Below are 26513 nucleotides of genomic sequence, written 5' to 3'. Positions count from 1 at the left end.
GGCCTGCACGGGAACCAACGCGATACACCCATGGCCGTGCTTCGGGGCGTGGGTATGACGAGACCAAAGTCGTTGGTCGTTGACACGGGGCGTTCGGTCGAAGTGGCTGCATCAGGTTCAGCGATTGGCAGACATCCTCCGACTTGAGGCAAGCTTTTCTCTCGCTCCTTACGCTCACGCACCGATCACAGGCGCAAGCCCAACCCGCCGCCCTGCTATTGCGTCAGCGATTGCTGCTTGAGGTCGCCCTGCAGCGTCGCGTCGGCCGCAACCGGCTTCTTGTGCTTGACCAGCGGCTGTTCGATGATCGTCGCAGGTGCGGCAACCGCTGTTGCGGCGACGGTACCGAGGGTGGTGACGGTGCCACCGACCACGGCGGTAATGCTCTGGCCAAGCGAAACATTCTGGTCCGTCAGCGGTTGGCCGGTCATCAGTCGCTGTCCTATCAACTGGACAATCTCCGGGCTTTCGGCGAATTTTCCGTGGTTGAGGCTGTCGTTGCTTTTGACTTTCGTCAGGTCGATCGCGGTGATCCCTGCCTCTTCGAGCTTGGTGCGATAGGGCTCGACCGTCGGATTGATTGCACCGAGGCGCGACACCTTGCCGGTGATGAAGCTGGAGAAGGCGAGCGCCCGGTCATCCTGCGACACGAAGATGGTGAACTTCGGTCGTGGCACTCCCATTTCGGCATATTGCTTGGCGAACACCTGGATGTCGATGTCGGGCGACGCCAGGATGACGTCGCGGATCTTGGGGTTCAGGTGCCCATCGCGGATGCCCATCTGCCTCAGCGATTCCATCGTCAGCCACGTTCCCATCGAGTGGGCAAGCACGGTGATGTCCTTGACGGCCGGATCGTCCACCAAAGTGCGCAACGTCTGTTCCAGCGCGGTGCGCGAATAGTTGGTGCTTTCCTTGTCGTATTCATAGGCGGTCAGCTGTGCCCGCGACGGCCAGGTGAACAGGATCGGCGTCGCGTCCATGCCGCTGTCGCTGACGATCTGCGCCAGCCGGAAGACGGAATCCTCGTATTTGTTGTTGAAGCCGTGGACGAAGACCAGCGCATGACCATCCTTCATGTGCTGGCGCAACCATGTGCGTCCCTCCGGCAGCTTCTCGATCTGCTGCACCTTGGTGACGGCAAAATCGGTCGCCGGGTTCGGTGGCAGCCGCTTCGGCCATTGCACGGTGCCTGATGCGCGATTCGGCGGAAGGGAAACCTCGACATGGGTGAGATAAGGTTTCGGGCTGCGTTCCCCGGTAAACAGCGTCGCGGCATCCCCCGATGGCTGCCGCGTCGTGGCGACCAGCATATCGACGCGCGTCGTCTTCGGCGTTGCCGCCGTCAGCGCCACTGGCGTCATCACCCCGCTCGGATGGCCGCAGCCTGTCAGAACCAACAGCACGGCAACGAGAAAACGTCTTTGCATGAAGGCTCCCAAGGCTTGATGAACGCACCATAGAGCAACTTCATGCGGTGTGAAGTCATATAATTACAGGCTAATGTTGTGGCCGCGAGAATCCTTGCGACGTGTGTCGCAGCCACAACCAATGTTTATGCGCGCACGATGAAAGTCCGTCGGTGCCTGTCGGCCGTCAGCTTTCGATGTGATAGCAGGCAGCACTTTGTCCCGGGCGCACCAGCTCTGTCGGCGGCATCTCGGTGCGACAGATATCGGTCGCCTTCCAGCAGCGCGGCGAGAACACGCAACCCTGCGGCGGGTTCAGCGGCGACGGCGGATCGCCCTGCAGCCGGATGCGCTGGCGGGTGCGCGCCAGTTTCGGGTCCGGGATCGGGGCCGCCGAAAACAGCGCCTGCGTATAGGGATGCGCCGGCTTGTCGAACACCGTGGCGCAGTCGCCCGCCTCGACCACCTTGCCGAGATAGAGCACCAGCACATCGTCGGAGATCAGCCGCACGACGGAGAGATCATGGCTGATGAAGATCAGCGTTAATCCGAACTCCTTGCGCAATTTCCGCAGCAGCGTGATCACCTGGCCCTGGATCGACACGTCGAGCGCCGACACCGGCTCGTCGCAGATGATCAGCTTTGGCCGGGTGATCACCGCCCGCGCAATGCCGATGCGCTGCGCCTGGCCGCCCGAGAACTCATGCGGATAGCGGTTGATCATCTCCGGCACCAGCCCGACCGCCGCCATGATTTCCTGAACGCGCTCGGTGCGCTGTTTGCGGTTGAGCTTCGGTTCGAACACCGTCAGCGGTTCGGCGATGATGTCGCCAACCGTCATGCGCGGATCGAGCGAGGCGATCGGGTCCTGGAAGATGATCTGCATGTCGCGCCGGGCTGCCCGCATCTCCTCGTCGGAGAGATCGAGCAGGTTGCGGCCCTGCCAGAGGATGCGGCCCTGCTGCGATTTCAGCAGCCGCAGGATCGAGCGTCCGAGCGTGGATTTGCCGCAGCCGCTCTCGCCGACGATGCCAAGCGTGCGGCCCTCGCTGAGATCGAAGCTGACATTGTTGACGGCCGTCAGCTTCAGCGGTGGCTTGAAGAAGCCCTTGGCGGGGATTTCGAACTGGGTCGTCAGGTTCTCGACCCGGAGAAGCGATCGATCAGCCATGGATCAAAACCTCCTCGAGGCGTGGGAATGCATGGAAACAGGCTGCCAGATGCCGCGGAGCCTGCATGTCGAGACGCGGAGCGGCGTCGATGCAGTCGTTCTGCACCAGCGGACAGCGCGGCGAAAAGCTGCAGCCTTTAGGCAGATGTTGCAGGTTCGGCGGTCGTCCGGGAATGACGGCGAGCTGATCGACGTCCTGGTCGGGGCGCGGGATCGAGGCGTGCAGCGCCGCGGTATAGGGGTGCGCCGGGCTTTCGAACAGCTCGTCGACAGGCGCCTCCTCGACGATCCGTCCGGCATACATCACTGCCACCCGGTCGGCGAGGCCGGCAACCACGCCGAGATCGTGGGTGATCATGACAAGTGCCGTGTTCATCTCCGCCGTCAGGTCGTTGAAGAGATCAAGGATCTGCGCCTGGATGGTGACGTCGAGCGCCGTCGTCGGCTCGTCGGCGATCAAGAGCTTCGGCTTGGTGAGCAGCGCCATGGCAATGACGATGCGCTGGCGCATGCCGCCGGAGAGCTCATGCGGGTAGAGATTGAAACGCCGCGTCGGGTCGGGAATGCCGACCCGCTTCAGCATGTCGAGCGCTTCGGCAGACGCGGCGCGGGCGGTAAAGCCGCGGTGCACCTCGAGCTGCTCGGTCAGCTGGCGGGAGATCCGGAGAGACGGGTTGAGCGCGGTCATCGGGTCCTGGAACACCATGGCCATGTCCTTGCCGCGCACCTGGTCGAGCGCGCGTGGTTTCAGCGCCAGCACGTCGCGGCCTTCGAGCAGCGCCTGGCCGCTGGTCTGGCCGTTCTTTGCCAGCAATCCCATCACCCCGAGAAAGGTCTGGCTCTTGCCGGAGCCGGATTCGCCGACGATGGCGATGCGTTCGCCGCGCTTGACGGTCAGGTTCATGTTGGACACCGCCTTCACCGCGCCATCGGGCGTGCGGAAGGTGATCGAATAGTCCCTCAATTCCAGAAGGGTGTCGTTCTTCGTGTCTGGGTTCATCTCAGCGATCCCTTGGGTCGAATGCATCGCGCAGGCCATCGCCGATGAACAACAGGCTCATCAGCAGGGCAACGAGGAAGCTGGCCGGGAAGATCAGCAGCCAGGGCATGTTTTCCATGGCGCTTGTCCCCTCGGCAATCAGCGTGCCGAGCGAGGTCAGCGGCTCCTGAACACCGAAGCCGAGATAGGAGAGGAAGCTCTCCGTGGCGATGATCTCAGGCACGGTGAGTGCTGCAAAGATCACCACCGGTCCGACGAGGTTCGGGATGATATGCTTGAGAATGATCTTGAACGGCCGCTGGCCGGAGGCCCGCGCCGCCTCGATGAATTCGCGCTGCTTGATCGACAGCGTCTGCCCGCGGACGATACGCGCCATCGTCAGCCATTCCAGCGCACCGATCGCCGCAAACAGCAGGTAGACGTTGCGGCCGAAGACCACCATCAGCAGGATGACGAACAGGATATAGGGAAGCGCATACATGATATCGACGAAGCGCATCATGATGGCATCCAGCTTGCCGCCGATATAGCCGGAGACGGCGCCATAGAGCACGCCGATGATCACCGAGACGAGCGTCGCGGTTGCAGCGACGGCGAGCGAGACGCGTGTGCCGTAGAGCACGCGGGCCAGCAGGTCGCGGCCGTTCGGATCTGTCCCGAAATAGTGGCCGCTGGCAAAGTCCGGCGGCGCCCGGAAGGCTTCCCAATCCGGTTCTTCATAGTCGAAGGGGATCAGGTAGGGGCCGATCACGGCGACGAGAATGAGCAGCACGAGCACGACGATGGCAACCACCGCCGCTTTGTTGCGCGACAGGCGGCGCAGCGCATCGCCGGTCAGCGACCGGCTCTTGTGCGACAGCCCTTCGGCTTCCAGAAGCTCGGCCGCCAGAAGCTCCCGTTTTGCAGGATTGAGGATCATCGGTTTCTCACTTTCGGATCGAGCCACGCATAGGCGATATCGACGAGAAGGTTCAGGAACACGATCAGCACCATGTAGAAGATGACCGTGCCGAGAACCATGCCGTAGTCGCGGTTCAGCGCTGCGTTGATGAAATAGCGGCCGATGCCGGGCAATCCGAAGATGCTCTCGACAACCAGCGAGCCGGTGAGAAGGTAGCTTGCTGCCGGTCCGAGATAGGAAACGACCGGCATCATCGCGGGCTTCAGCGCATGACGCATCACGGTCAGCCGCGGGCCGATGCCCTTGGCCTTGGCCGTGCGGATATAGTTCTGGCCCATCACCTCGATCATCGAGCCGCGGGTCATCCGCGAGATGCGGCCCGCATGTGGCAGCGCCAGCACCACCACCGGGATCACCAGATAACGGATCGATCCATCGCCCCATCCGCCGACGGGAAACCAGCCGAGATGAATGCCGAACACCAGCTGCAGGATCGGCGCGATCAGGAAGTTCGGCAGAACCAGACCGATCAGGATGAGGAAACCAAGGAGATAATCGGGCGCTTTATTCTGGTAAAGCGCCCCAAGACAGCCGACGGTCACGCCAATGATGATGGCCAGCAGGAAGGCCGCACCGCCGATCGTGAACGTGTAGGGCAGACCGAGCATGATCTGCTGGGTCACGTCGAAATCCTGGTTGGCGAAGGACGGGCCAAGGTCACCCTTCAGCACGTCGAACATGTAGATAAAATACTGTTCGATCAGCGGCTTGTCGAGATTGTAGTGGGCCGCAAGGTTCTTCAGGATCACCGGCGGCAATGGCCGTTCGCCATCGAAGGGGCCGCCGGGAGCAAGGCGCAAGACAAAAAAGCTGAGCGTCACGGCGATCCACAGAACGGGAATCGTCGAAAGCAGGCGACGGAGTGCATATTTGATCATGTTCGTGGACCAGCCCTTCCCTCAAGGCGAGGGAAGGGCCGATATCCCTATTCTTTGACCGACAGCCAGCGCGTGCGATGGATGTCCTGGATATTGTCCACGAAGCCCTGAACCTTCGGCGAAACCACGTTCTTGGAAACGTAGTAGTAGAGCGGGATCGCCGCACTGTCGTCGAGAGCCAGCTGCTCGGCCTTCTTGAAGATCTCGGCGCGCTTCTTCAGATCGGTCTCGGCATTGCCGTCCTTGATCATCTTGTCGTAGTCGGCATTGCTCCAGCGGCCGTAGTTCATCGATACGCCGGAGACCAGCAGACCGAGGAAGTTGTCGGGATCGTTATAGTCCGCGATCCAGCCGGCACGGCCGATTTCCACCTGTCCGCGCTGCATCTCGTCGTAATGCACCTTGGTTTCGGTGTTGTAGAGTTCGATCTGTACGCCAAGCGGCTTCCACATCGAGGCGATCGCCACGGCGACGCGCTTGTGGTTGTCGTTGGTGTTATAACGAAGCTGCGCCTTCAGCGGATGGTCAGGACCGAAACCGGCTTCCTTCAGAAGCTTCTTCGCCTCTTCGAGCTTTTCTTTGTAGGGCATGTCCTTCCAGCTGACATAGGCAGGATCGCCATAGTTCGCCGTGCCCGGCGGAACCCACGAATAGGCTGGCAGTTCGCCGGTGCCGAGGATCTTCGGACCGATAACCTCGCGGTTGACGGCCATGGAGAGCGCCTGGCGCACGCGCTTGTCGTTGAACGGCGGCTTCTGGGCGTTCAGCACGTAGTAGTAGCTGGCCAGGTACGGCGTGACGTGCGCCTGACCCGGCAGGTTGGTCTTCATCCATTCATACTGGTCGGTCGGGAAGTCCGTCATGATGTCGAACTCGCCGGCGCGGTAGCGCTTCAGCGCGGCTTCCTGGTCTTCCAGCGTGAAGAACTTGACGCCATCGATCTTCACATCCTTGGCGTCATAATACTGGTCGTTCTTGACTGTGGTGACCGATGCGCCCGGAATCCAGTCGGTCGGCTTATAGGGACCGTTGGTGACGATGTTGCCGATCTTCACCCAGTCATTGCCCTTCGCCTCGACCACGTGCTTCGGCAGCGGGTAGGCGGTGTAGTGCATCAGCGAATTGATGAAATAGGGGGTCGGGTTCTCAAGGGTGATCTCGAGTGTCTTGGCGTCGATCGCCTTGACGCCGAGCTGGCTGAAATCGGTGATTTCGCCCTTGTTGATCTTTTCCGCGTTCTTGATGGTGAACTGCAGATAGGCATATTCGGCGGCATTCTTCGGATCGAGCAGGCGCTGGAAGGAGAACACGAAATCTTCTGCCGTCACCGGCTGGCCATCCGACCACTTGATGCCGTCGCGCAGCTTGAAGGTATAGACCTTGCCGTCAGGCGAGATCGTCCAGCTCTCGGCCTGGCCGGGGATCGGATCGTCCTTCGGATCTTCGGTCACCAGGCCTTCGAAAATATCCCCCGCAATGCGATTCTCGTAGTCGCTGGAAAGCTTCTGCGGATCGAGCGACTGCGGATCGCCACCATTGTGAATATTCAATGTCGCGGCATGTGCCGAAACGGCCAGCAGCGAGCCAAGCACTGCAGAGGCCAAAAATTTCTTCGTGAGAAAATTCATGGGGGGGCCCACCTTTCTAGGCGTTTATCGCCTTTTATATCTCGTCGTTCCCATATTTGACCTGTTACGTACAAGTCAATGCGCAACCTAGCGTAAAGGTTTGCCGTTGCAACCCCCAAAACGAAATCCCCAGCTTGGCAGTGGATACATAGCGAAAAACGCCTGATTTAGCCGGATAAGCGCGAATGCAGGCCCTCTAATGCAAGTCGGGATTGGATCGCCTTGCCAAGGCTCAACGCTATTGCCCGCAGGATGAAATCAATCTTCGGTTGATCCCCGGCCAGGTCCTCCAATCGTTTGGAAGTGGGCGCGAGCGACGCTGTTTATGTCGCATTTTCAACGGGTAGTGCCGGCCATCAGCTATCGGAAACAGCGCTTGTTGGTTGTGTCGGAATTGTGAGTCCCTTGGACAGCATTCGCTCGGCCCTCTGCCGCTCTTTTCCTGGAGCAAAGCCACGCTATTATCCTTGCTGAACAGAGGAGGTCGTCATGAGTGTTTTGAATATGCCTGCCGAAGGTGGATGCCGCTGCGGACGCATCCGGTTGAAGGTCAGTGCCAAGCCGCTGCTGACCATGGCCTGCCATTGCACCGGATGCCAGACGATGTCGTCAAGCGCCTACTCGCTGAGCGTCGCCATCCCGGCGGAAGGCTTCGACATCACGCAAGGCGAACCGGTGATCGGCGGCCTGCACGGCCCATCCCACCACTATTTCTGCGCCTATTGCATGACCTGGATGTTCACCCGCACGGAAGGCATGGAGTTCTTCGTCAACCTCCGCCCGACCATGCTTGACGACCCGCGCTGGTTCACGCCGTTCATCGAGACCTGGACCGGCGAAAAGCTTCCGTTTGCCGAGACCGGCGCCGTTCACAGCTTCCAGGGTTTGCCTGTGATGGCGGACTACGAAGGACTGATCAAGGAATACATGGCGAAGACGGCCTAAAAGCCGAGGAACAGGAAATCCAGGGCAGCGGCAATCTCGTCGGCTTTTGAGGTAAGGTCGACCGCAGACGGGCCGATGTCAGCGACCGGGACCGACGCCATGCGCTCGGTAGATAGCAGGTACCGAGTCCCGTTGACCACAACGATCGGATTGAGCTTCGACATGACGTTCACGACGCGACTGGCATCAGTGAGTGGAATCATAACGCGCGTGTCGAGCCGATCCAACAGATTGGATTGAACGTCGAGAGCATAGCCCCGGTCGATGTGATGGACGTGGAAGCGCGCCACTAGAACTGCCGGTATTTGGCGAGCGGCAGCCCATGCTTCGCGACGTCGGCGTTCGCCTCTGCAATCGCCTCGGCATTCTCCAGCAGCCAAAGCCGCTCGCGCTCGCTCTTGATCGCGCGCGCAATCCCCTCTTCGGCAGCTCTTGAGATATTGACGTTGAGTTCGCGCGCCTGCGACACGAGTTCGCTGTCCAAAGACAGGTTGGCGGCCTTGCGACGGGACTGAGGCATGATCGATCTCCTGATATGCGCAAATCATATGCGCATATCAGGCCGAAGAAAACAGCCTATTCGTCGCTCATTTTCAGCGCTGCGATGAACGCTTCCTGGGGGATTTCCACCTTGCCGAACTGGCGCATGCGCTTCTTGCCGGCCTTCTGCTTGTCGAGCAGCTTGCGCTTGCGTGAGGCGTCGCCGCCGTAGCACTTCGCCGTCACGTCCTTGCGCATGGCAGAGATCGTTTCCCGGGCAATGACGTTGCCGCCGATCGCCGCCTGGATCGGGATCTTGAACATGTGCCGCGGGATCAGGTCCTTCAGCTTCTCGCACATGTCGCGACCGCGCTTTTCGGCGGCAGACCGGTGCACCAGCATCGACAGCGCATCGACCGGCTCGCCGTTGACCATGATCGACATCTTGACGAGGTTGCCCTCGCGATAGGTGTCGAGATGGTAGTCGAACGAAGCATAGCCCTTGGAGATCGACTTCAGGCGGTCGTAGAAATCGAACACCACTTCGTTGAGCGGCAATTCGTAGGTCAGCATGGCGCGCTTGCCAACATAGGTCAGTTCGGTCTGGACGCCGCGGCGATCCTGACAGAGCTTGAGAATGCCGCCGAGATAATCATCAGGCGTCAGGATCGTCGCCTTGATCCAAGGCTCGTGAATTTCCGAAATACGCACGACATCGGGCATGTCAGCCGGATTGTGCAACTCGCGCTCGGTTCCATCCGTCATCTGCAGCTTGTAGACAACCGAAGGAGCGGTCGCGATCAGGTCGAGATCGAACTCGCGCTCGAGGCGTTCCTGGATGATTTCGAGATGCAGCAGGCCGAGGAAGCCGCAACGGAAACCGAAGCCGAGTGCGGCGGAAGATTCCATTTCGAACGAGAACGACGCGTCGTTGAGGCGCAGCTTGCCCATCGCAGCGCGCAGGTCTTCGAAGTCGGCCGCATCGACGGGGAAGAGGCCACAGAAGACCACTGGCTGGGCCGGCTTGAAGCCCGGCAGCGCCTTCGCCGTCGGCTTCTTGTCTTCGGTAATGGTATCGCCGACGCGGGTGTCGGCCACTTCCTTGATCGAGCCGGTGAAGAAGCCGATCTCGCCCGGGCCGAGGCTTTCGACGGCCAGCATCTTCGGGGTGAGAACGCCGACGCGCTCCACCTGATACTTGGCATCGGTGCCCATCATCCGGATCGTCTGGCCCTTGGTCAGCACGCCATCGAGGATGCGCACCAGAACCATGACGCCGAGATAGGTGTCGTACCAGCTATCGACCAGCAGCGCCTTCAGCGGTCCGGTCTCGCCGGCCTCGCTCTTCGGCGCCGGCAGCTGGTGCACGATCGCTTCCAGGACATCGGGAATGCCGAGGCCGGTCTTTGCCGAAATCAGCACGGCCTGGCTGGCATCGATGCCGATCACTTCCTCGATCTGCTCGCGGATGCGGTCTGGCTCGGCGGCCGGCAGGTCGATCTTGTTGAGAACGGTGACGATCTCGTGGTTGTTGTCGATTGCCTGGTAGACGTTGGCCAGCGTCTGCGCTTCCACACCCTGTGAGGCATCGACGACCAGCAGCGATCCCTCACAGGCCGACAGCGAGCGCGAGACTTCGTAGGCGAAGTCGACGTGTCCGGGCGTGTCGATCAGGTTGAGAATATAGGTCTCGCCGTTGTTGGCCTTGTAGTGCAGGCGAACGGTCTGTGCCTTGATGGTGATGCCGCGCTCGCGCTCGATATCCATCGAATCCAGCACCTGTTCCGACATGTCGCGCTCGGCAAGGCCACCGGTCGACTGGATCAGACGGTCGGCCAGCGTCGACTTGCCGTGGTCGATATGGGCCACGATCGAGAAGTTGCGGATATGGTCGAGGGGCGTGCGGTTCGGATTGGTGCTCATGCGCGCCATATAGCAGCGCATCCACTTGCCGCAAAGCGGAAAAGCAGGGTTTCGTTTACGATAAGTGGCGATCGCAGGACACAAAAATTGCCCTTGATTCCAATAGTGAAGCATGTATTTCTATTATAGTAGAAATTTGGATCGGATGATGGAACAGGCACTCGATACGGCGATCGGCATCCGCATCCGCAAGCTGCGCATCTCAAGGAACCTGACGCTGGATCATCTGGCATCGGCCTCCGGCGTCAGCCGCGCGATGATCTCCCGCATCGAGCGCGGCGAAGCCAGCCCCACCGCCTCGCTACTGGCCAGGGTCTGTGCCGCCCTCGGCCTGTCGTTGTCGGCCTTCTTCGCCGAGGAAGGCGAGGTCTCGCCGCTGTCGCGCCGCCAGGACCAGCAGGTCTGGCGCGATCCCGAGACCGGTTATCTCAGGCGCTCCGTCTCCCCATCAGGCACCCAATCCGATGTCGATATCGTCGATGTCGAATTTCCCGCCGGCGCCCGCGTCAGCTTCCCGCCGCATGCGGCAAGCCACGGCATGACCCAGCACATCTGGCTGTTCGACGGCGAGTTGGAAATGACCACTGGCGAAACGGTCCATCGCCTGGCGCCCGGCGATTGCCTGTTCATGCCGGTCGCCGAAGGCCACGCCTTCCACAATCCCGGCAACACGCCGGCCCGCTACTGCGTCGTCCTCGACCGGCGCGGACGATAATCCCCTGCAGGAGAAACCCATGACAACCATCCGCCTCCTCGACGCGCCGCACGCCCGCGCCGCCATCCCCGATCTCTGCGATATCCTGATCGATTGCGTCAACGGCGGCGCCTCGGTCGGCTTCATGCAGCCATACGGCGCCACTGATGCCGAGCCATACTGGCAATCCGTCGCCGAAAACGTCGCGACCGGCGCCCCCCTGCTTTTCGCTGCCGAAGTGGATGGCAGCATCGTCGGCACCGTGCAGATCGGCGCCGCCCAGTCACCGAACCAGCCACACCGCGCCGACCTGAAAAAACTGCTGGTTCACAGCGCGGCCCGCGGCAAAGGCCTGGCGCGGTTGTTGATGCAGGCCGCCGAACGCGAAGCCGCCAGCCGTGGCAAAACCATCCTTGTGCTCGACACGGCAACCGGCAGCGATGCCGAGGCGATCTATCCTCGCCTCGGCTGGGAGCGCGTCGGCGTCATCCCGGATTATGCCCTATGGCCACAGGGCGGCCTCTGCGGCACCACCCTCTTCTACAAGCGCATCGCCTGAACGACGCGGAAATAGCAAACCCGCCGTTTCAGGCAGGCTTGCGCTGCGGGTCGTCGAGCGCCGGATTGTAGAACAGCGACAGTGTCAGGCTACGCGCGATCCGCTCGGCGGTTGCCATGAACCACACCTTGGCTTCGGCACTCGGGGCGATATCGTCGAGCGTCTCTGAAAACAGCGCCAGCCACTGCGGAAACAGCCCGGGCGTCAGGTCGCTGACACCGGTATGCGCCTGCACCGGCTTGCCGCCATAGGCGCCGCTGCGAAAAGCGATAGAAGACCAGAAGCGCTTCATCGTCGCCATATGCTCCGGCCACCGGCCCGACAACTTTGCGTCGAACACCGGCCCAAGCTCCGGATGCGCCAGCACGCGGCCGTAAAACGTCTCGACCAGCCGATCGACAAACGCCTCATCGACCCCCATCGCCTTCATCTGAGCTTCCGCCCGCGCCCGGATATCAGCCGCATGCGCCGCCCGACCCTGTATCTCTGTGTCCATCGTCAGTTCCATTTGGTCGCACTGTGCAACAGGTACAGATATAGGCGCTTGCGCGCTCCGGCGGAAGCCGCGATCAGTCATGATGGGATCACGGGTTTTCGGGCGGCGTGGGGCTTTGGTACGTCGGGTGTTTGGCGTGTGTATCGAGGTGTTTTACCGTGAAAGCCCCCTCTGCCCTGCCGGGCATCTCCCCCACAGGTGGGGAGATTGGCTGGGCGGCCCCGCTCGGTTCGATCGTCATTGTTTGGGGAGACGCGCCCTACGGGTCGATCTCCTCCCTTGGGGGAGATGTCTGGCAGGACAAGGGTGTGCGCCACACGCTAGAACGCCAAAGACTGGCACCGGCAACACGGCACAACACCCCCCACCAGCCCATCACCGCTACCCCCGCCCTTGCCATCCGCCGCCGCAGCGCTTAGCTCTCAGCCATCACGAATCCGGATAAAGCATGCCGCACAAGGTCTCCCTGTCCCGCCTGAAGCTCACCGACTTTCGCAATTATGCGACAGCCGGTCTGCAGCTCGATGGTCGGCATGTGGTGCTGACCGGCGACAATGGCGCCGGCAAGACCAATCTGATGGAGGCTGTCTCCTTCCTCTCGCCCGGCCGCGGCATGCGCCGCGCCACCTATGGCGATGTCACCCGCGTCGGCGCCCATGCCGGCTTCTCGATCTTTGCCGAGCTCGACGGCATGGAAGGCGAGGTCGAGATCGGCACCGGGGTCGACACCACCGATGACAACGTCTCGCGGCGCCTGCGCATCAACGGCACGCCGGCCAGGACCGCCGATGAACTCACCGATCATCTGCGCCTGCTCTGGCTGACGCCCTCGATGGACGGCCTGTTCACCGGTGGCTCGTCGGAACGCCGCCGCTTTTTCGATCGCCTGGTGCTGTCGCTCGACCCTGCCCATGGCCGTCGCGCCAGCGATTTCGAGCGCGCCATGCGCAGCCGCAACAAGTTGCTCGACGAGCGCCGCTTCGATCCCTCATGGCTGTCGGGCATCGAGGCGCAGATGGCGAGCCTCGGCGTCGCCATGGCGATGGCCCGCCAGGAAATGCTGGGCCTGCTCGTCCGCCTGATCGAGGAAACCCGCGAAACCTCGCCCTTTCCCTCCGCCTCGCTCGATTTAGCCGGCTTCCTGGATGGCCAGTTTGACCGCCCGGCCGTCGATCTCGAGGACGAATACGCAGCGCAGCTGGCCGAAAGCCGCTACCGCGATGCCGCTGCCGGCCGCACGCTGGATGGCCCGCACCGCGCCGACCTGCTGGTGCGTCACCGCGACAAGCGCATGGAAGCCGCCCGTTGTTCGACCGGCGAGCAGAAGGCACTGCTGGTCGGGCTGATCATGGCGCATGCCCGCCTCGTCGCCAATCTCACCGAGCACGCGCCGATCCTGCTGCTCGACGAGATCGCCGCCCATCTCGACGAGAACAGGCGCGCCGCCCTGTTCGACCTGATCGACGCGCTCGGCGGCCAGGCCTTCATGACCGGCACCGACCGCTCGATGTTTGCAGCGCTCGGTGACCGGGCGCAGTTTTTCACCGTTGCCGATGGAAAGATTTTCGAATGACCGACACTTTCCCCGCCGCCGAAGGCCATGCTAGCATCGCGCCCATGGAACCGTTGAGCCCGGAAGAAATCGCCCGCTACCAGCGCCACATCCTGCTTCCCGAGATCGGCGGTGCCGGTCAGCAGAAGCTGAAGGCGGCGCGTGTGCTGGTAATTGGTGCCGGTGGCCTCGGCGCCCCGGTGCTGCAATATCTGGCCGCCGCCGGTGTCGGCACCATCGGCATCGCCGATGACGACCGCGTCTCGCTGTCCAACCTGCAGCGCCAGGTGATCCATGATTCCGGCACGATCGGCGAGCTGAAGACCGAAAGTGCCGCCTTCGCCATCGCCCGTCTCAATCCGCATGTGCGGGTGATCCGCTTCGAGGAGCGCTTCTCGCCCGATTCGGCCCGCCGCCATCTCTCCGGTTTCGATCTGGTGATCGATGGCTCCGACAATTTCGACACCCGCTATACCGCAGCCGACGCGGCAGAGGCAGCGCAGCTGCCGCTGGTCACAGGCGCCGTCGGCCGCTTCGATGGCTCCGTCACCGTGCTGAAGCCTTATGAGGCCGCCGCCGATGGCACGCTCAACCCGACCTACCGCGATCTCTTCCCGGAAAAGCCGCCAGCCGGTCTGATCCCCGTCTGCGCCGAAACCGGCGTCATCGGCGCGCTCACCGGTGTCATCGGCACGCTGATGGCGATGGAGGCGATCAAGGTGATCACCGGAACCGGCGAACCGCTGGTCGGCCGGCTGATGCTCTACGATGCGCTGTCGGCACGCTTCGACACCATCCGCTACAAGCGCCGCCGCCCGAAGCCGTCGCCTGCAGCATGACCATCCTCCGCCTCGATCCCGGCTTTGCCCGCTGGGAGGATCTGCTGGCGCTGATCCTGTCATCCTTCGCCTACATGAACGACCGGATCGACCCGCCATCCTCGGCGCTCGGCCTGACCGCAGCCTCGCTCGCCAAAAAGGCCGAGGCCGAAATCGCCTATGCGGCGCTGGACGGTCAAACTCTGCTCGGCTGTATCTTCCTGCGGCCCGAAGCTGATTGTCTCTATGTCGGCAAGCTGGCAATTGCACCGGCTGCCCAGGGCCGCGGCGTCGGCAGGCAATTGCTTGCCGTCGCAGAACAGACGGCACGCTCGCTTGCCCTGCCGGCACTCAGGCTGGAAACCCGCATCGAGCTTACCGAAAACCATGCCGTCTTCGGCCGCTGGGGTTTCGTCAAAACAGCCGAAAACGCCCATCCGGGCTTCGACAGAACGACCTCGATCGAGATGCGCAAGCAGGTTTCGGATTAGCGCCCCGGCAGCACCCGGTTCGGCGGACGGTGGCCGTCGATGAAGGCGCGGATGTTGATGATTACCTTGTCGCCCATGTCGATCCGGCCCTCGATCGTCGCCGAGCTCATATGCGGCAGAAGCACCACCTTGCCGTCATTGGCGAGCTTGATCAGCTTCGGATTGATCGCCGGCTCGTTCTCGAACACGTCGAGCCCGGCCCCGGCCAGCTTGCCCTCGCGCAGGCTCTTGATCAGCGCCGCCTCGTCGATGACGTCGCCGCGGGCGGTATTCACCAGATAGGCGGTCGGCTGCAGCAGCGCCAGCCGCCGCGCCGACAGCAGGTGGAAGGTCGCCGGTGTCGATGGGCAGTTGACCGAGACGATATCGACACGCGCCAGCATCTGGTCGAGGCTTTCCCAGTAGGTCGCCTCCAGCTCGTCTTCCGTCGCAGCGGTGACCGGCTTGCGGTTATGATAATGGATGGCCAGCCCGAACGCCTTGGCGCGGCGGGCAACGGCGGTGCCGATTCGGCCCATGCCGACAATGCCGATGCGCTTGCCGTGAATGCGCCGCCCGAGCATCCAGGTCGGCGACCATCCGGCCCATTCGCCGGGCCGGTCGGTCAGCACCCGCGCACCTTCGCCGAGCCGCCGGGGCACGGCGAGAATCAGCGCCATGGTCATGTCGGCGGTGTCTTCGGTCAGCACATTCGGCGTGTTGGTGACGGTAATGCCCTTGCGCGCCGCCGCCTCGACATCGATATGGTCGGTGCCGTTGGAAAAACTGGCGATCAGCTTCAGCTGCGGTCCGGCTTCTTCGAGCAGCGCCGCATCGATCCGGTCGGTCACTGTCGGCACCAGCACATCGGCGCGTTTCATCGCCGCCGCCAGTTCAGCCGCCGAGCGTGGCGTGTCGTCGATGTTGAGTTCCGCGTCGAACAGCTCGCGCATCCGCGTCTCGACGGCATCCGGCAGCTTGCGGGTAATGTAGACCTTCGGTTTTTTCTTTGTCGTCATGTCCGCCGGGGCTGCCTTGTTCAGAGGTCCTTAACCAAGACGCGGGATAATTTTCCCGTTCCGGGCAATTTCTACCAGACCCGCACGCGAAGACAAACAAAACTCGTCGAGCGTGTGGTCGAATGTCGAAGCCCGGAAATCAGGCAGCAGAACTGTCTGGATCAGAGCGAACGGAAGTCGTCATGCGTAGCACAGTCCTGAAATCATGCCTCGCCCTCGCGTTGGGCTTTGTGCTTTCGGCAGCAACCGCCGAGCTGGGCCATGCCCAGGCGGCAAAAGGCCCGAGCGGCCTGCCCCTGCCGCGTTTCGTCACCCTGAAGTCGAAGCGCGTCAACCTGCGCATCGGCCCCGGCACGGATTATGCCGCATCGTGGATGTATCTGAAAGCCGGCCTGCCGGTCGAGATCATCCAAGAATACGACAACTGGCGCCAGGTTCGCGATGCCGATGGCACCGAGGGCTGGGTCAACCAGTCGCTGCTCTCGGGTTCGCGCGCTGCCATTGCCGCCCCGTGGATGAAGGGCAAGGGCAAGAGCGTCTTCGTCAACATGCGCCGCGAAGCGCTGCCTTCTGCATCCGTCGTCGCCAAGCTCGAGCCGGGCGTGACGATGAATATCGGCGAATGCAACGGCAACTGGTGCTTCGCCAAGATCGACGGCGCCGAAGGTTGGGTGGCGCAGTCGGAAATCTGGGGTGCCTATCCCGGCGAGGCCTTCAAGTAAGCCACGCCTCCCGCCAAGCGAGCTCTTACGTAAGGCTCGCCTGCTTTCCGGCTTCGGCAAGCGATGTCATCGGCCGCGGTCCGATCTGCTGGATGACGATGCCGGCAGCCAGGCAGCCGAGCTTGCCGCAATCCTCAAGTGTTCGGCCCTGCGTGTATCCATAGAGGAAGCCGGCAGCAAACAGATCGCCGGCGCCTGTCGTATCCACCAGTTCCTTGATGTCGATCGCATCGACATGATAGCGCTCGCTACCCTTCAGAATAACCGCACCCTCTTCGCTCATCGTCACGGCGGCGATCTTGCAGTCCTTGGCAATCTGCACCAGCGCGTCTTCGAAATCCTCGGTCTCGTAGAGCGCCAGGGCTTCCTGCCGGTTGGCGAACACGATATCGACCGTGCCGGAGCGCATCAGGTCGAGAAACTCGTCGCGGTAACGACCGACGCAAAAACTGTCGGAGAGCGTCATCGACACTTCACGGCCGTTCTCGTGGGCGATGCGGGCGCAATCGCGGATCGCTTCCTTGGCGCGCGGCGGATCCCAGAGATAGCCCTCGAAATAGGTAACCTTCGACTGCGCCACGACCTCGGGCTCGACGTCTTCAGGTCCGAGCTCGACGCAGGCGCCGAGATAGGTGTTCATCGAGCGCTCGCCATCTTCGGTGACGAAGATCATCGAGCGGGCCGTCGGCGGAAACGTGCCCTTCGGCTGCGTCTGGTAGTGTACGCCCTGCGCCCGGATGTCATGCGCGAAGATCTCGCCAAGCTGGTCTTCGGCCACCTTGCCGAAATAGGCCGCCTTGCCGCCGAAGCTGGCAATGCCGGCTGCCGTGTTGCCGGCGCTGCCACCGGACGCCTCGAGCGCCGGGCCCATGTGATTGTAGAGCAGCTGGGCACGCTCGGCGTCGATCAGGTTCATCGCTGCCTTGGTGATCTTGTGATCAACGAGGAACTGGTCGTCGCAACGCGCAATGATATCGACGATAGCGTTGCCGACAGTCAGAACATCGAATTTGGTCATGAAATGGGAGATCCCGGTTGTGATGATAGCCGGTAGTCGGTCTTAGCGAATTTTCGCCGCATGGGAAGCAGAAATGCCGGATCTGCGGCACTTCATTTCGCAGAAATGCCTTGCCGACGTCATCGGCATGTCATTTTCGCCGACTATATCTGCTGTCAACAAGATCGGCATGGGCAGCCCGGGAGCTGCAGCCGATTGAGAAGGGAATGTTACCCTTCGACGATACCGGAGCGACGCTGACCACGGATGTACTGGCAGCATGGCCGACCGGCAATCCGGCAGGACCGGATGCGGAAAAGCGGGCATTGCCCGCTTTTTTTGCTTTCGCAACAAACCGATACCGTCATTCATATTTGTCAGTTCCGCTGGTTTGCTGTTAGACCTTTGCTATTCCATGCAATAGGCAGCCCTCCCTGATGTCAGCCATCATTCTCGACGTTCTTCCCATCTTCGTGATGATCCTGATCGGCTGGCTGATCGTCAAGGTGGGGCTGATGAAGGCTGAGGTTGGCGATGCGCTGAGCGACTTCGTCTTCAAGATTGCCGTTCCCCTGCTGCTGTTTCGCACCATCGCCGAGGCGGACTTTCAGGGCGCATCCCCCTTCCGGCTGTGGATCGCCTATTTCTCCGGCGTTGCCGTGACCTGGACAGCGGCGCACTTTGCCGCAACCCGGTTCTTCGGCCGTGACGACCGCATCGGCGTGCTCGCCGGCGTCTCCTCGGCCTTCGCCAACACCATCTTCATCGGCCTGCCGCTGGTCCAGCGCACGGTCGGCGACAAGGGCCTCGTGCCGCTGTCGATCCTGATCGCCGTGCATCTGCCTGTCATGATGATCGTCGGCACCATCCTGATGGAGCGTGCCGAACACAAGATTGTCGGCGGGCAGGGGCGCAGCGTTGCCAAGGTGATTCGCCAGATCGCCATCAATCTCGTCCGCAATCCGCTGGTCATCGGCCTTGCCGGCGGTGCGGTCATGCACCTGCTCGGCCTGAAGATGCCGGCGCCGGTCGAATCGATCGTCGATCAGATTGCCGGTGTGGCTGGGCCGGTGGCGCTGATTTCGCTCGGCATGGCCCTGCAGCAATACGGTATCTCCGGCAATGTCGGCATCGCCAGCGTCACCTCGACCTTCAAGCTGATGCTGTTGCCCGCCTGTGTCTGGACCACCAGCCACCTCGTCGGGCTGGAGAGCGACTGGACCGCGGCGCTGGTGCTGATCTCGGCGGTGCCCACAGGTGTCAACGCCTGGCTGATCGCCAACCGCTTCGGTGTCGGCCACAGCCTGGCCGCCTCGACCATCACGGTCACGACGGCGTTCGGCGCCATCACCGTATCCCTCTGGGCCTATCTGCTCGGCCCCTGATTTCAAAGGAAAAGCCCGGCTTGGGGCCGGGCTTGGATTGTTTCCAGTCGATCGATCAAATCACTGCGTGGCAGCATCTGGTGCATTCGGATCCGGCAGCGGCACCGGCGAATCAGCCAGCGTGTGCAAATAGAGGATCACGTTGGCACGATCCGTATCCTTCTGCAGGCCGGCAAAGCCCATCGCCGTCCCGGCAATGTACTTTTTCGGTGCTGCCAGGAAGTGGTTCAGGTGGTCAAACGTCCACTTTTCGCTTGCCCCCTTGGAGAAGTCCTTCATGGCCGAAGAATAGGCGAAGGCCTCATGCGAGGCGATCGGACGATCTACGACACCAAAGAGGCCCGGCCCGACTTTGTTCGGTCCCCCTTTGGTGCCGTCATGACAGGCCTGACACTTCTTGAAAACCGTTTCGCCGGCCTTGGCATCGGCCTTGGCCAGCAGCTGCGCGATCGGCACGGCCGCAGCCGGTGCAGCGGCACCATCGGCGGCGGATGCCTCCTCTGCAACAATCGCAAAGCCCTCTTTCTCCGGATTTTCGGAATGAAAGATGCTTTCCGAGGCAATGGATACCGACATCAGGACGAAAACCGTCCCGAGCAGCGCTCCCACCGCCATATTCATGTATGAATTCATCTGTGCTGCTCCCCCCACAGCCGGCAGACATAAAACCGGCCTGTCTCTTGAAATCGAGCAAAACCTATGTCTTTTGGCTAATTCTTGCAACAGTCGAACACGTCTGCAGCATGAGACGTTTTGACACCTTTCTGCCCGGAAATGAAGGCCCGAACAATGACTAATCCAAATCTGGACAACGTGCTTGTCCTTATTCCGGCGCGCATGGCATCGACCCGGCTGCCGGGCAAGCCGCTTGCCGATATTTGCGGTCAGCCGATGATCGTTCAGGTGGCGCTGCGGGCGAGGGAGGCCGAGATCGGCCGTGTCGTCGTTGCCGTCGACGATCAGGAAGTCTTTGACGTCGTTGCAAAAGCAGGCTTCGAGGTGATCATGACCCGCAAGGATCACCAATCCGGCTCGGACCGCATCTACGAAGCGCTGCTGAAGGCAGACCCAGAAGGCCGCGCCGAATTCATCGTCAACGTCCAGGGCGACCTGCCGACGATCGAGCCGGAAACGGTGCGTGCATCGCTGCGACCGCTTCAGGACCCGGCCGTCGATATCGCCACCTTGACCATCGCCATCGACGACGAGGCCGACAAGACCGCGCCCCATATCGTCAAGATCGTCGGCGCGCCGCTCTCCGAAACACGCATGCGTGCCCTCTATTTCACCAGGGCGACCGCGCCTTACGGCGAAGGCCCGCTCTACCACCACATTGGTCTCTACGCCTATCGCCGCGCCGCGTTGGAACGCTTCGTCTCGCTTGGTCCATCGACGCTGGAAAAGCGCGAATCGCTGGAGCAGCTGCGCGCGCTCGAAGCCGGCATGCGCATCGATGTCGAGATCGTTGACACTGTTCCGCTCGGTGTCGATACTCCCGCCGACCTTGAAAAAGCGCGGCGCATTCTTTCCGCACAATCGAAATGATGGATCTCCCATGAACGTCAAGACCAACAGGATCTCCTTCCAGGGAGACTTCGGCGCGAATTCGGACATGGCCTGCCGCGACATGTTTCCGACCATGGAGCCCTTGCCCTGCCAGACGTTCGAAGACGCTTTTGTCGCGCTTGAAAGCGGCGAAGCCGACCTGGCGATGATCCCGATCGAAAACACCATCGCCGGCCGCGTCGCCGATATCCATCACCTGCTGCCGGAATCGCGTCTCCACATCATCGGCGAATACTTCATGCCGATCCGTTTCCAGCTGATGGTGCTGCCCGGCGTCACCAAGGACGAGATCCGCACCGTTCACAGCCACATCCACGCGCTCGGCCAGTGCCGCAAGATCGTCCGAGCCAATGGCTGGAAGGCCGTTGTTGCCGGCGACACCGCCGGTGCCGCAAAGCTTGTGCAGGAAACCGGCGACCGCTCGATGGCGGCCTTGGCACCGCGCCTTGCCGCCGATCTATACAAGCTTGATATCATTGCGGAAAATGTAGAGGACACGGAAAACAACGTGACCCGCTTCGTTGTCCTGTCACGCGATGAACTCTGGGCTCATCGCGCATCCGATGAAGAAAAGCTGGTCACCACCTTCGTCTTCAACGTCCGCAACATCCCGGCAGCGCTTTACAAGGCACTCGGCGGCTTCGCCACCGACGGCATCAACATGACCAAGCTGGAGAGCTACCAGCTGGGCGGCAAGTTCGTCGCCACCCAGTTCTATGCCGATATCGAAGGCCATCCAAACGACGCAAACGTCCGTCGCGCCTTGGAGGAACTGCGGTTCTTCTCCGAAAAAGTCCGCATTCTCGGTGTCTACAAGGGCCACCCGATGCGCGGCCAGCTGCAGAAGTGATCAAGGGCGCCAGTGGCGCCCTTTCGGTTTCAGTCTATTTATCCGGCTCACAAACCCGCAGCCGGTGGCCATCGGGATCAAGAACGACAAACGTCGGCCCGAAATCCAGATCGGTGAGATCCTGGGCGATCGGCAGGTGCCGGCTGCGCCAGTCCTGATAGAGGTTCGAAACACCATTCTCGCCCGGCACCATGAAGGCGATCTCGGCGCGGCTGCCGATCGCCGATGGCTGCGGCGCCACCTTGCTCAATCGCCAGAGCCCCAGCGTAAAGCCGCCGTCGAGCGCGAAGGCGACGAAATTCGGTGCCGACGCCACCGGCTCGCGGCCGAGCAGGCCCTTGTAGAATGCCGCACTTTCGGCAGGGTCCCTCACGTAAAGGATGATGAGGTTCGGACTGTTCATGATGGTATCCCTCTTGGTGTGAAACAGGCGCAGAGATGCAAGCGCCGTTGCGCTCATCGGCAACGGCGGAGTGAATGTCTGGTCTCGATGGTGGGTGGCCCGGGCTATCGTCCGCGGTCGCGGCTGTTCCAATCGACAAAGCCGATGTCGCGTCGCAAACTTTCCGACATCGCTTGCGGATCGAGACGCGGCGCACCGCTGCGCGCCATGCTGCGCGAGGCGTTCTGCATCATCCGCAGCATCAGCGATTGCGGGTAACCGGCATCCTGAGAGGTCTCATCGACAAGTCGGTTGCCGCGCGTCGTCTGGGTGGCGTTCAGGCTCGTCATATCAGGTCCTCCTGTTTGGATGAGACCGATAGTAGCGCGACATGCTGTCAGTTTATGGCAGTAGTATTTGTTGCTCCCGCGGAGCGATTTCCCGTTCGTGCCACTCCTGCAGCAGCACTGCACGGCGCCGGGGATAGCGCACCTCCTGCGGTGCCATTTCGACGATGCGGTCGGTGCGGAAATGGCGGTAATCCTGTCGCAGCTCGCACCACGCCACCACCATCCTGACCTGTTCGAGGTAGCTGATCGCAAACGGCCAGACGTTGCGGATCGACACCGCGCCGCTCTCGTCGGTGTAGGTCAGCTTCAGCACCCGCTCGCCGCGGATCGCCTTTCGGATCACCCCGAGATCGGCCTTGCTGGCAATCGGCGGCCGCATGTGGATGATGAGCGGCGATGTCTCGATCTGGTCGCGGATCTCTGGCGGCAGCACGTCGGCGATCTTGGCGAGCGCATCGGCACCGGCCGCCGCCAGCCGTGGATCAGCCGCCCGTGCCACCCAGCGTGACCCGAGCACCAGCGCCTCGATCTCGTCCTGCGAAAACATCATCGGCGGCAACATGAAGCCGGGCTTCAGGATGTAGCCGAGGCCGGGTTCGCCCTCGATCAGCGCCCCCTGCGCCTGCAGGCTGGCAATGTCGCGGTAGAGCGTGCGAATGCTGACGCCGGTTTCCTCGGCCAAAACGGCGCCGCTCACCGGCCGCCGGTAGCGGCGTAGGGTCTGCAGCAATGTCAGCAGGCGTTCGGAGCGCGCCATGGCGAAAGCCTATCGGTCCTTCCACTCCACCCAGTCGCGCATCAGGCGGTGGGCAATGGCGCCCTTGGGTGGCGGCGCCTTGCCGTTGCTGGACGGGCGCTCAAGCATCTCGATGGTCTCCTCGCGGGTAAACCAGCGGCAGTCTTCCAGCTCCTGCTCGTCGCGCACGATGTCGTGCGACTTGGCCTCGGCATAGCAGCCGATCATCAGCGTATGCGGCATCGGCCAGGGCTGCGAGGCATGGTAGCGGATGCGTCCTGTCCGGATGCCCGATTCTTCCAGCGTTTCGCGCCGCACGGCGTTTTCGATCGTCTCGCCAGGCTCGACGAAACCGGCAAGACACGAATACATGCCGGGCGCGAAATGCGGGCTGCGGCCGAGCAGGCAGAGATCCCGCTCCTCGTCCACAACGAGCATGATGACGACAGGGTCGGTGCGCGGAAAGATCGTGTGTTCGCAGGCCGAGCAGATCCGCTTGTAGCCGCCGATATGGATGTCCATCGTCGCGCCGCAACGGCCACAGAATTTGTTGTCGCGGTTCCAGCGGATCAGGCTGGCGCCCTGGGCGAATTCGCCGAGCAGAACCTCGTCGATCAGCATCTCGCGGAACAGCGAGCGCCCGTCGGCTGGCTTGTAGTGGCTGGAAAGCTCATCCTCGGACACGCCGACCGGGACCGCAAGCCGCGGCTCGCCGGTCTTGCGATAGCCGAGCAGGATCGTCTCGTCCCAGTTCGGCTGCAGATCCTTCAATTCGTAGCGGGCAAACAGCGGATCGAGCACCTGGCCGTCATGCTTCAGAACAAGCTTGTCGCCGGTAAACGCAAAGATATGCGTGCCGTCCTTGGCCAGCGCCTCGTCCACCGAGCTCTCATTGCGATGCTCGGAATCGCGGATCAGGTCGTTGGCGGCAAAGGCTGTCAGGTTGCTGGGTTCCGGATGCGGTACATCCGAATCGAAAAGCGAACGGCTCATGATGAAAGGGCTTCCCGCATCGTCTCTATGAATTCATCTCGTTTGGCATCCTCGTAGGCTTCCGCGGTGCCGTATCCCCACACGGGACCCGGCCAGTTGGCATCGCCTTCGAAGCGCGCAATGACATGAACATGAAGCTGGCGGACGATATTGCCAAGAGCTGCGATGTTGATTTTTGTCGCCCCGGTCACCTTCTTCAGTGCCGCCGCTGCCATCTCGGTCTCGAAGGTCAGCATCACCTGGTCGAGGGGCGTCAGCTCGAAAATCTCGGTGATCCCGGCCCGTTGCGGCACCAGCACCAGCCACGGCCAGCGACAGTCCTTCGACATCCTGATGTCGCAGAGGCTCGTTCGCATGATGCTCACGCTGTCATTGGCCAGCCGGTGGTCGAGTTTGAAGACGTCCAACGGGTATTCCTCCAGAGTTTTCCAAAGGCTAGCAGTTTTTTTTGGGCTTGGCTTGCTTTTGATCGCGATATTGCCGATATGTGCCTCCGGGAGGTTGGTGGTGGACGAGCCACTCGCCAACCGGGTCAGGTCCGGAAGGAAGCAGCCCTAACGAGCCAGGCACGGGTCATCGTGCCAGCCTCCCACCCTTCTCTCCATCCTTTGCCCGGGAGCCCGGGCGCTAAGCAGGGCGATGAGCGACACCGAGCGACAATCAAAAGATGCCGCCTCGACGGGCACCGGATACCGGGTGCTGGCACGCAAATACCGCCCCAAGGATTTCACGGATCTGATGGTCGGCCAGGAGCCGATGGTCCAGACTCTGACCAACGCCTTCGAGACCGGTCGCATTGCCCAGGCCTACATGCTGACCGGCGTCCGCGGCGTCGGCAAGACCACGACGGCCCGTATTCTGGCGCGTGCGCTGAACTACAAGACAGCTGAAATCGACAAGCCGACGATCGACCTGCGCATCCCCGGCGAGCACTGCCAGGCGATCATGGAAGGTCGCCATGTCGACGTGATCGAGATGGATGCCGCCTCGCACACCGGTATCGATGACATCAGAGAGATCATCGAGCAGGTGCGCTACCGCCCGGTGTCGGCGCGCTACAAAGTCTACATCATCGACGAAGTGCACATGCTCTCGACCCAGGCCTTCAACGGCCTGTTGAAGACGCTCGAAGAGCCGCCCGAGCATGTGAAATTCATCTTCGCCACCACCGAAATCCGCAAGGTGCCGATCACCGTCCTGTCGCGCTGCCAGCGCTTCGACCTGCGCCGCATCAGCGCGTCGGATCTGGTCGGCCTGTTCACCACGATCGCGTCGAAGGAAGGCATCGAAGCCGAACCCGACGCACTGGCGATGATTGCTCGCGCTGCCGAAGGCTCGGCCCGCGACGGCCTCTCGCTGCTCGACCAGGCGATTGCCCATGGCGGCGGTGCCGTCATGGCCGAATCGGTGCGCGGCATGCTCGGCCTTGCCGATCGTGCCCGCATCGTCGATCTGTTCCAGCATGTCATCAAGGGTGATGTCGCCGCCGCCCTTGGCGAGTTCGAAAGCCAGTACGAGGCCGGCGCCAATCCCGTTGCCGTGCTCACCGATCTCGCCGATTTCACCCATCTGGTGACCCGGCTGAAATATGTGCCCGATGCCGCCAACGATCCGTCGCTGAGCGAAATCGAGCGCACCAAGGGCGCCGAGTTCGCACAGGGCGTTGCGGTCACCGCGCTGTCGCGCATCTGGCAGATGCTGCTGAAGGGCATCCCGGAAGCCGAAGCCTCCTCGCGTCCGGCCGGTGCCGCCGAAATGGTGCTGATCCGTCTGGCACACGCCGCCCACCTGCCGGCCCCCGAAGATGCCGCCCGTCGTCTCGCGGAATTCTCCGAAAACAACGGCGGCGCTCGCGCGCCGGCGCCAACAGGCAATGGCGGCGGTGGCGGAGCCACGGTCAGCTATCAGGGCAACGTCATGGCGCGCGCCACCGAGGCAGCGCCGGCTCGCCCGCAAACCTCCGGCCCGGTCGCCATGCTGCGCGCCGTCCCCAGTTCCGATCCGCACAATATCCCGGTCGGCCGCACCGAGACCCGGCCGGCTGAAGCGCCGAAGCCGCTGGTGTCGGTCAATTCGGTCAGCGACATCGTCAATCTCGCCGCTGAAAAGCGCGATGCCAAGATCAAGGCGCTGGTCCGCACCTTCGTTCGTCCCGTGCGCGTCGAACCCGGCCGCCTCGACGTCAACCTGACCGATGGCGCCCCGCCGACGCTGCTCAACGAACTGGCGGTCAAGCTCAAGGACTGGACCGGCATCCACTGGATCGTCAGTCTCAGCCGCGATGCCGGCCAGCCGACCATGGTCGAGGCCGAGGCCCGCGCCAAGGAACAGCAGGTCAGCGATGCCCGCCAGGACCCTGATGTCGCCGCGATCCTCGCGCAGTTTCCGGGTGCCAAGATCATCGACGTCCGCGTCCGGGCGCCGGAACCGGAAGAACAGGAAGGCCCCGTCCAGGCGGCGGCCGTTGCCGAATCCGAAGAGGGCGATATCCTGCCCGGCGACGATATAGAATTCTGACAGACCAAGAAG

At 62.2% G+C, this 26513-nt stretch carries 31 protein-coding genes and 1 other RNA gene; 14 read left to right on the top strand and 18 right to left on the bottom strand.

Going from position 1 to position 26513, the window contains the following annotated elements:
* Positions 1–215: 215 nt before the first annotated feature.
* From GVL52_RS21855 to GVL52_RS21830, 6 genes are all read right to left on the bottom strand, one after another.
* Positions 216–1430, bottom strand: a complete 1215-nt coding sequence (locus GVL52_RS21855) for an alpha/beta hydrolase (protein WP_160011028.1) — start codon at positions 1428–1430, stop codon at positions 216–218.
* A 166-nt stretch (positions 1431–1596) separates the two neighbouring features.
* Positions 1597–2580 carry an ABC transporter ATP-binding protein gene (locus tag GVL52_RS21850; protein WP_160011026.1) on the bottom strand — a complete coding sequence of 328 codons (984 nt, stop codon included), beginning with the start codon at positions 2578–2580 and terminating at the stop codon, positions 1597–1599.
* Positions 2573–3580, bottom strand: a complete 1008-nt coding sequence (locus tag GVL52_RS21845; protein ID WP_160011024.1) for an ABC transporter ATP-binding protein — start codon at positions 3578–3580, stop codon at positions 2573–2575. The genes GVL52_RS21850 and GVL52_RS21845 overlap by 8 nt, the downstream gene beginning before the upstream one ends.
* Before the next feature lies 1 nt (position 3581).
* Positions 3582–4499, bottom strand: a complete 918-nt coding sequence (locus tag GVL52_RS21840; protein ID WP_160011022.1) for an ABC transporter permease — start codon at positions 4497–4499, stop codon at positions 3582–3584.
* Positions 4496–5419 (bottom strand): ABC transporter permease subunit, encoded by a 924-nt coding sequence (locus tag GVL52_RS21835; protein WP_160011020.1) that lies wholly within the window; start codon positions 5417–5419, stop codon positions 4496–4498. The genes GVL52_RS21840 and GVL52_RS21835 overlap by 4 nt, the downstream gene beginning before the upstream one ends.
* A 47-nt stretch (positions 5420–5466) precedes the next feature.
* Positions 5467–7047, bottom strand: coding sequence for a peptide ABC transporter substrate-binding protein (locus tag GVL52_RS21830; protein ID WP_160011018.1), 1581 nt, complete (start codon positions 7045–7047; stop codon positions 5467–5469).
* A gap of 489 nt (positions 7048–7536) precedes the next feature.
* Here GVL52_RS21830 and GVL52_RS21825 point away from each other — a divergent pair, with 489 nt between their 5' ends.
* Entirely contained in the window at positions 7537–7992 is a 456-nt protein-coding gene (locus GVL52_RS21825; protein ID WP_160011016.1) for a GFA family protein, read from the top strand.
* On the opposite strand, the gene GVL52_RS21820 is transcribed toward GVL52_RS21825, so the two are convergent.
* The 3 genes from GVL52_RS21820 to lepA are packed head-to-tail and all read right to left on the bottom strand — an operon-like array spanning position 7989 to position 10404.
* A complete protein-coding gene (locus GVL52_RS21820) occupies positions 7989–8282 on the bottom strand; it encodes a CcdB family protein (RefSeq protein ID WP_160011014.1) in 294 nt (97 codons plus the stop codon). The two genes, GVL52_RS21825 and GVL52_RS21820, sit on opposite strands and share 4 nt — an antisense overlap.
* Positions 8282–8512: a type II toxin-antitoxin system CcdA family antitoxin gene (locus GVL52_RS21815; RefSeq protein WP_160011012.1), complete on the bottom strand. Its 231-nt coding sequence runs from the start codon at positions 8510–8512 to the stop codon at positions 8282–8284. The genes GVL52_RS21820 and GVL52_RS21815 overlap by 1 nt, the downstream gene beginning before the upstream one ends.
* Before the next feature lie 56 nt (positions 8513–8568).
* Positions 8569–10404 (bottom strand): translation elongation factor 4, encoded by a 1836-nt coding sequence (lepA, locus tag GVL52_RS21810; RefSeq protein WP_160011010.1) that lies wholly within the window; start codon positions 10402–10404, stop codon positions 8569–8571.
* Between the two features lie 139 nt (positions 10405–10543).
* On the opposite strand from lepA, the gene GVL52_RS21805 reads away from it, so the two are divergent.
* Both GVL52_RS21805 and GVL52_RS21795 read left to right on the top strand, forming a co-directional pair.
* On the top strand, positions 10544–11110 hold the full coding sequence (locus tag GVL52_RS21805) for a helix-turn-helix domain-containing protein (protein WP_160011008.1): 567 nt from the start codon (positions 10544–10546) through the stop codon (positions 11108–11110).
* A 19-nt stretch (positions 11111–11129) separates the two neighbouring features.
* Entirely contained in the window at positions 11130–11648 is a 519-nt protein-coding gene (locus GVL52_RS21795) for a GNAT family N-acetyltransferase (protein WP_160011006.1), read from the top strand.
* 28 nt (positions 11649–11676) lie between these two features.
* On the opposite strand, the gene GVL52_RS21790 is transcribed toward GVL52_RS21795, so the two are convergent.
* Entirely contained in the window at positions 11677–12144 is a 468-nt protein-coding gene (locus GVL52_RS21790; RefSeq protein WP_160011004.1) for a group III truncated hemoglobin, read from the bottom strand.
* 158 nt (positions 12145–12302) lie between these two features.
* Here GVL52_RS21790 and GVL52_RS30460 point away from each other — a divergent pair, with 158 nt between their 5' ends.
* The 4 genes from GVL52_RS30460 to GVL52_RS21770 are packed head-to-tail and all read left to right on the top strand — an operon-like array spanning position 12303 to position 15005.
* On the top strand, positions 12303–12563 hold the full coding sequence (locus GVL52_RS30460; RefSeq protein ID WP_200847876.1) for a hypothetical protein: 261 nt from the start codon (positions 12303–12305) through the stop codon (positions 12561–12563).
* A gap of 29 nt (positions 12564–12592) precedes the next feature.
* The gene (recF, locus tag GVL52_RS21780) at positions 12593–13717 is read left to right on the top strand and encodes a DNA replication/repair protein RecF (protein WP_160011002.1); all 1125 of its coding nucleotides are present in this window, start codon (positions 12593–12595) and stop codon (positions 13715–13717) included.
* On the top strand, positions 13714–14535 hold the full coding sequence (locus GVL52_RS21775; RefSeq protein WP_160011000.1) for a molybdopterin-synthase adenylyltransferase MoeB: 822 nt from the start codon (positions 13714–13716) through the stop codon (positions 14533–14535). The genes recF and GVL52_RS21775 overlap by 4 nt, the downstream gene beginning before the upstream one ends.
* Complete coding sequence (locus GVL52_RS21770; protein WP_160010998.1) at positions 14532–15005, top strand: GNAT family N-acetyltransferase; 474 nt, start codon at positions 14532–14534, stop codon at positions 15003–15005. The genes GVL52_RS21775 and GVL52_RS21770 overlap by 4 nt, the downstream gene beginning before the upstream one ends.
* Here GVL52_RS21770 and GVL52_RS21765 read toward each other — a convergent pair.
* Complete coding sequence (locus GVL52_RS21765; RefSeq protein WP_160010996.1) at positions 15002–16003, bottom strand: D-glycerate dehydrogenase; 1002 nt, start codon at positions 16001–16003, stop codon at positions 15002–15004. The two genes, GVL52_RS21770 and GVL52_RS21765, sit on opposite strands and share 4 nt — an antisense overlap.
* A 182-nt stretch (positions 16004–16185) precedes the next feature.
* On the opposite strand from GVL52_RS21765, the gene GVL52_RS21760 reads away from it, so the two are divergent.
* A complete protein-coding gene (locus tag GVL52_RS21760; RefSeq protein WP_160010994.1) occupies positions 16186–16725 on the top strand; it encodes an SH3 domain-containing protein in 540 nt (179 codons plus the stop codon).
* Positions 16726–16750: 25 nt separating this feature from the next.
* Here the strand turns inward: GVL52_RS21760 and GVL52_RS21755 are convergent, their stop codons facing one another.
* Positions 16751–17743, bottom strand: coding sequence for an adenosine kinase (locus GVL52_RS21755; RefSeq protein WP_160010993.1), 993 nt, complete (start codon positions 17741–17743; stop codon positions 16751–16753).
* Between the two features lie 73 nt (positions 17744–17816).
* Between GVL52_RS21755 and GVL52_RS31210 the strand changes: the two genes are divergently transcribed.
* Together GVL52_RS31210 and GVL52_RS21750 are read left to right on the top strand one after the other, a co-directional pair.
* Positions 17817–17942 (top strand): hypothetical protein, encoded by a 126-nt coding sequence (locus tag GVL52_RS31210; RefSeq protein ID WP_280179114.1) that lies wholly within the window; start codon positions 17817–17819, stop codon positions 17940–17942.
* Positions 17943–18159: 217 nt separating this feature from the next.
* Entirely contained in the window at positions 18160–19107 is a 948-nt protein-coding gene (locus GVL52_RS21750; protein WP_160010991.1) for an AEC family transporter, read from the top strand.
* 60 nt (positions 19108–19167) lie between these two features.
* On the opposite strand, the gene GVL52_RS21745 is transcribed toward GVL52_RS21750, so the two are convergent.
* Positions 19168–19740, bottom strand: a complete 573-nt coding sequence (locus tag GVL52_RS21745) for a cytochrome c family protein (protein WP_160010989.1) — start codon at positions 19738–19740, stop codon at positions 19168–19170.
* A gap of 156 nt (positions 19741–19896) precedes the next feature.
* Here GVL52_RS21745 and GVL52_RS21740 point away from each other — a divergent pair, with 156 nt between their 5' ends.
* Complete coding sequence (locus GVL52_RS21740) at positions 19897–20652, top strand: 3-deoxy-manno-octulosonate cytidylyltransferase (RefSeq protein ID WP_160010987.1); 756 nt, start codon at positions 19897–19899, stop codon at positions 20650–20652.
* Between the two features lie 10 nt (positions 20653–20662).
* Positions 20663–21523, top strand: a complete 861-nt coding sequence (locus GVL52_RS21735) for a prephenate dehydratase (protein WP_160010985.1) — start codon at positions 20663–20665, stop codon at positions 21521–21523.
* Between the two features lie 34 nt (positions 21524–21557).
* On the opposite strand, the gene GVL52_RS21730 is transcribed toward GVL52_RS21735, so the two are convergent.
* From GVL52_RS21730 to GVL52_RS21710, 5 genes are all read right to left on the bottom strand, one after another.
* Complete coding sequence (locus GVL52_RS21730; protein WP_160010983.1) at positions 21558–21926, bottom strand: VOC family protein; 369 nt, start codon at positions 21924–21926, stop codon at positions 21558–21560.
* Positions 21927–22030: 104 nt separating this feature from the next.
* Entirely contained in the window at positions 22031–22255 is a 225-nt protein-coding gene (locus tag GVL52_RS21725) for a hypothetical protein (RefSeq protein ID WP_160010981.1), read from the bottom strand.
* 52 nt (positions 22256–22307) lie between these two features.
* The gene (locus GVL52_RS21720) at positions 22308–23012 is read right to left on the bottom strand and encodes a YafY family protein (protein WP_160010979.1); all 705 of its coding nucleotides are present in this window, start codon (positions 23010–23012) and stop codon (positions 22308–22310) included.
* 9 nt (positions 23013–23021) lie between these two features.
* Positions 23022–23984, bottom strand: a complete 963-nt coding sequence (gene nudC, locus GVL52_RS21715) for an NAD(+) diphosphatase (RefSeq protein ID WP_160010977.1) — start codon at positions 23982–23984, stop codon at positions 23022–23024.
* Positions 23981–24391 carry an HIT domain-containing protein gene (locus GVL52_RS21710; RefSeq protein ID WP_160010975.1) on the bottom strand — a complete coding sequence of 137 codons (411 nt, stop codon included), beginning with the start codon at positions 24389–24391 and terminating at the stop codon, positions 23981–23983. Before GVL52_RS21710 ends, nudC begins: the two co-directional genes overlap by 4 nt.
* An 89-nt stretch (positions 24392–24480) precedes the next feature.
* Here GVL52_RS21710 and ffs point away from each other — a divergent pair.
* Together ffs and GVL52_RS21700 are read left to right on the top strand one after the other, a co-directional pair.
* Positions 24481–24577: signal recognition particle sRNA small type (gene ffs, locus GVL52_RS21705), an RNA gene on the top strand.
* A 46-nt stretch (positions 24578–24623) separates the two neighbouring features.
* Entirely contained in the window at positions 24624–26501 is a 1878-nt protein-coding gene (locus GVL52_RS21700; protein ID WP_160010973.1) for a DNA polymerase III subunit gamma/tau, read from the top strand.
* Positions 26502–26513: the final 12 nt, after the last annotated feature.

Origin of the sequence: Rhizobium sp. 18055, from assembly GCF_902706285.1 — a bacterium.
Lineage (GTDB): Bacteria > Pseudomonadota > Alphaproteobacteria > Rhizobiales > Rhizobiaceae > Rhizobium.
Note: the sequence above shows the minus strand (reverse complement) of the source record. Positions and strands in the feature narration are given on the sequence as shown.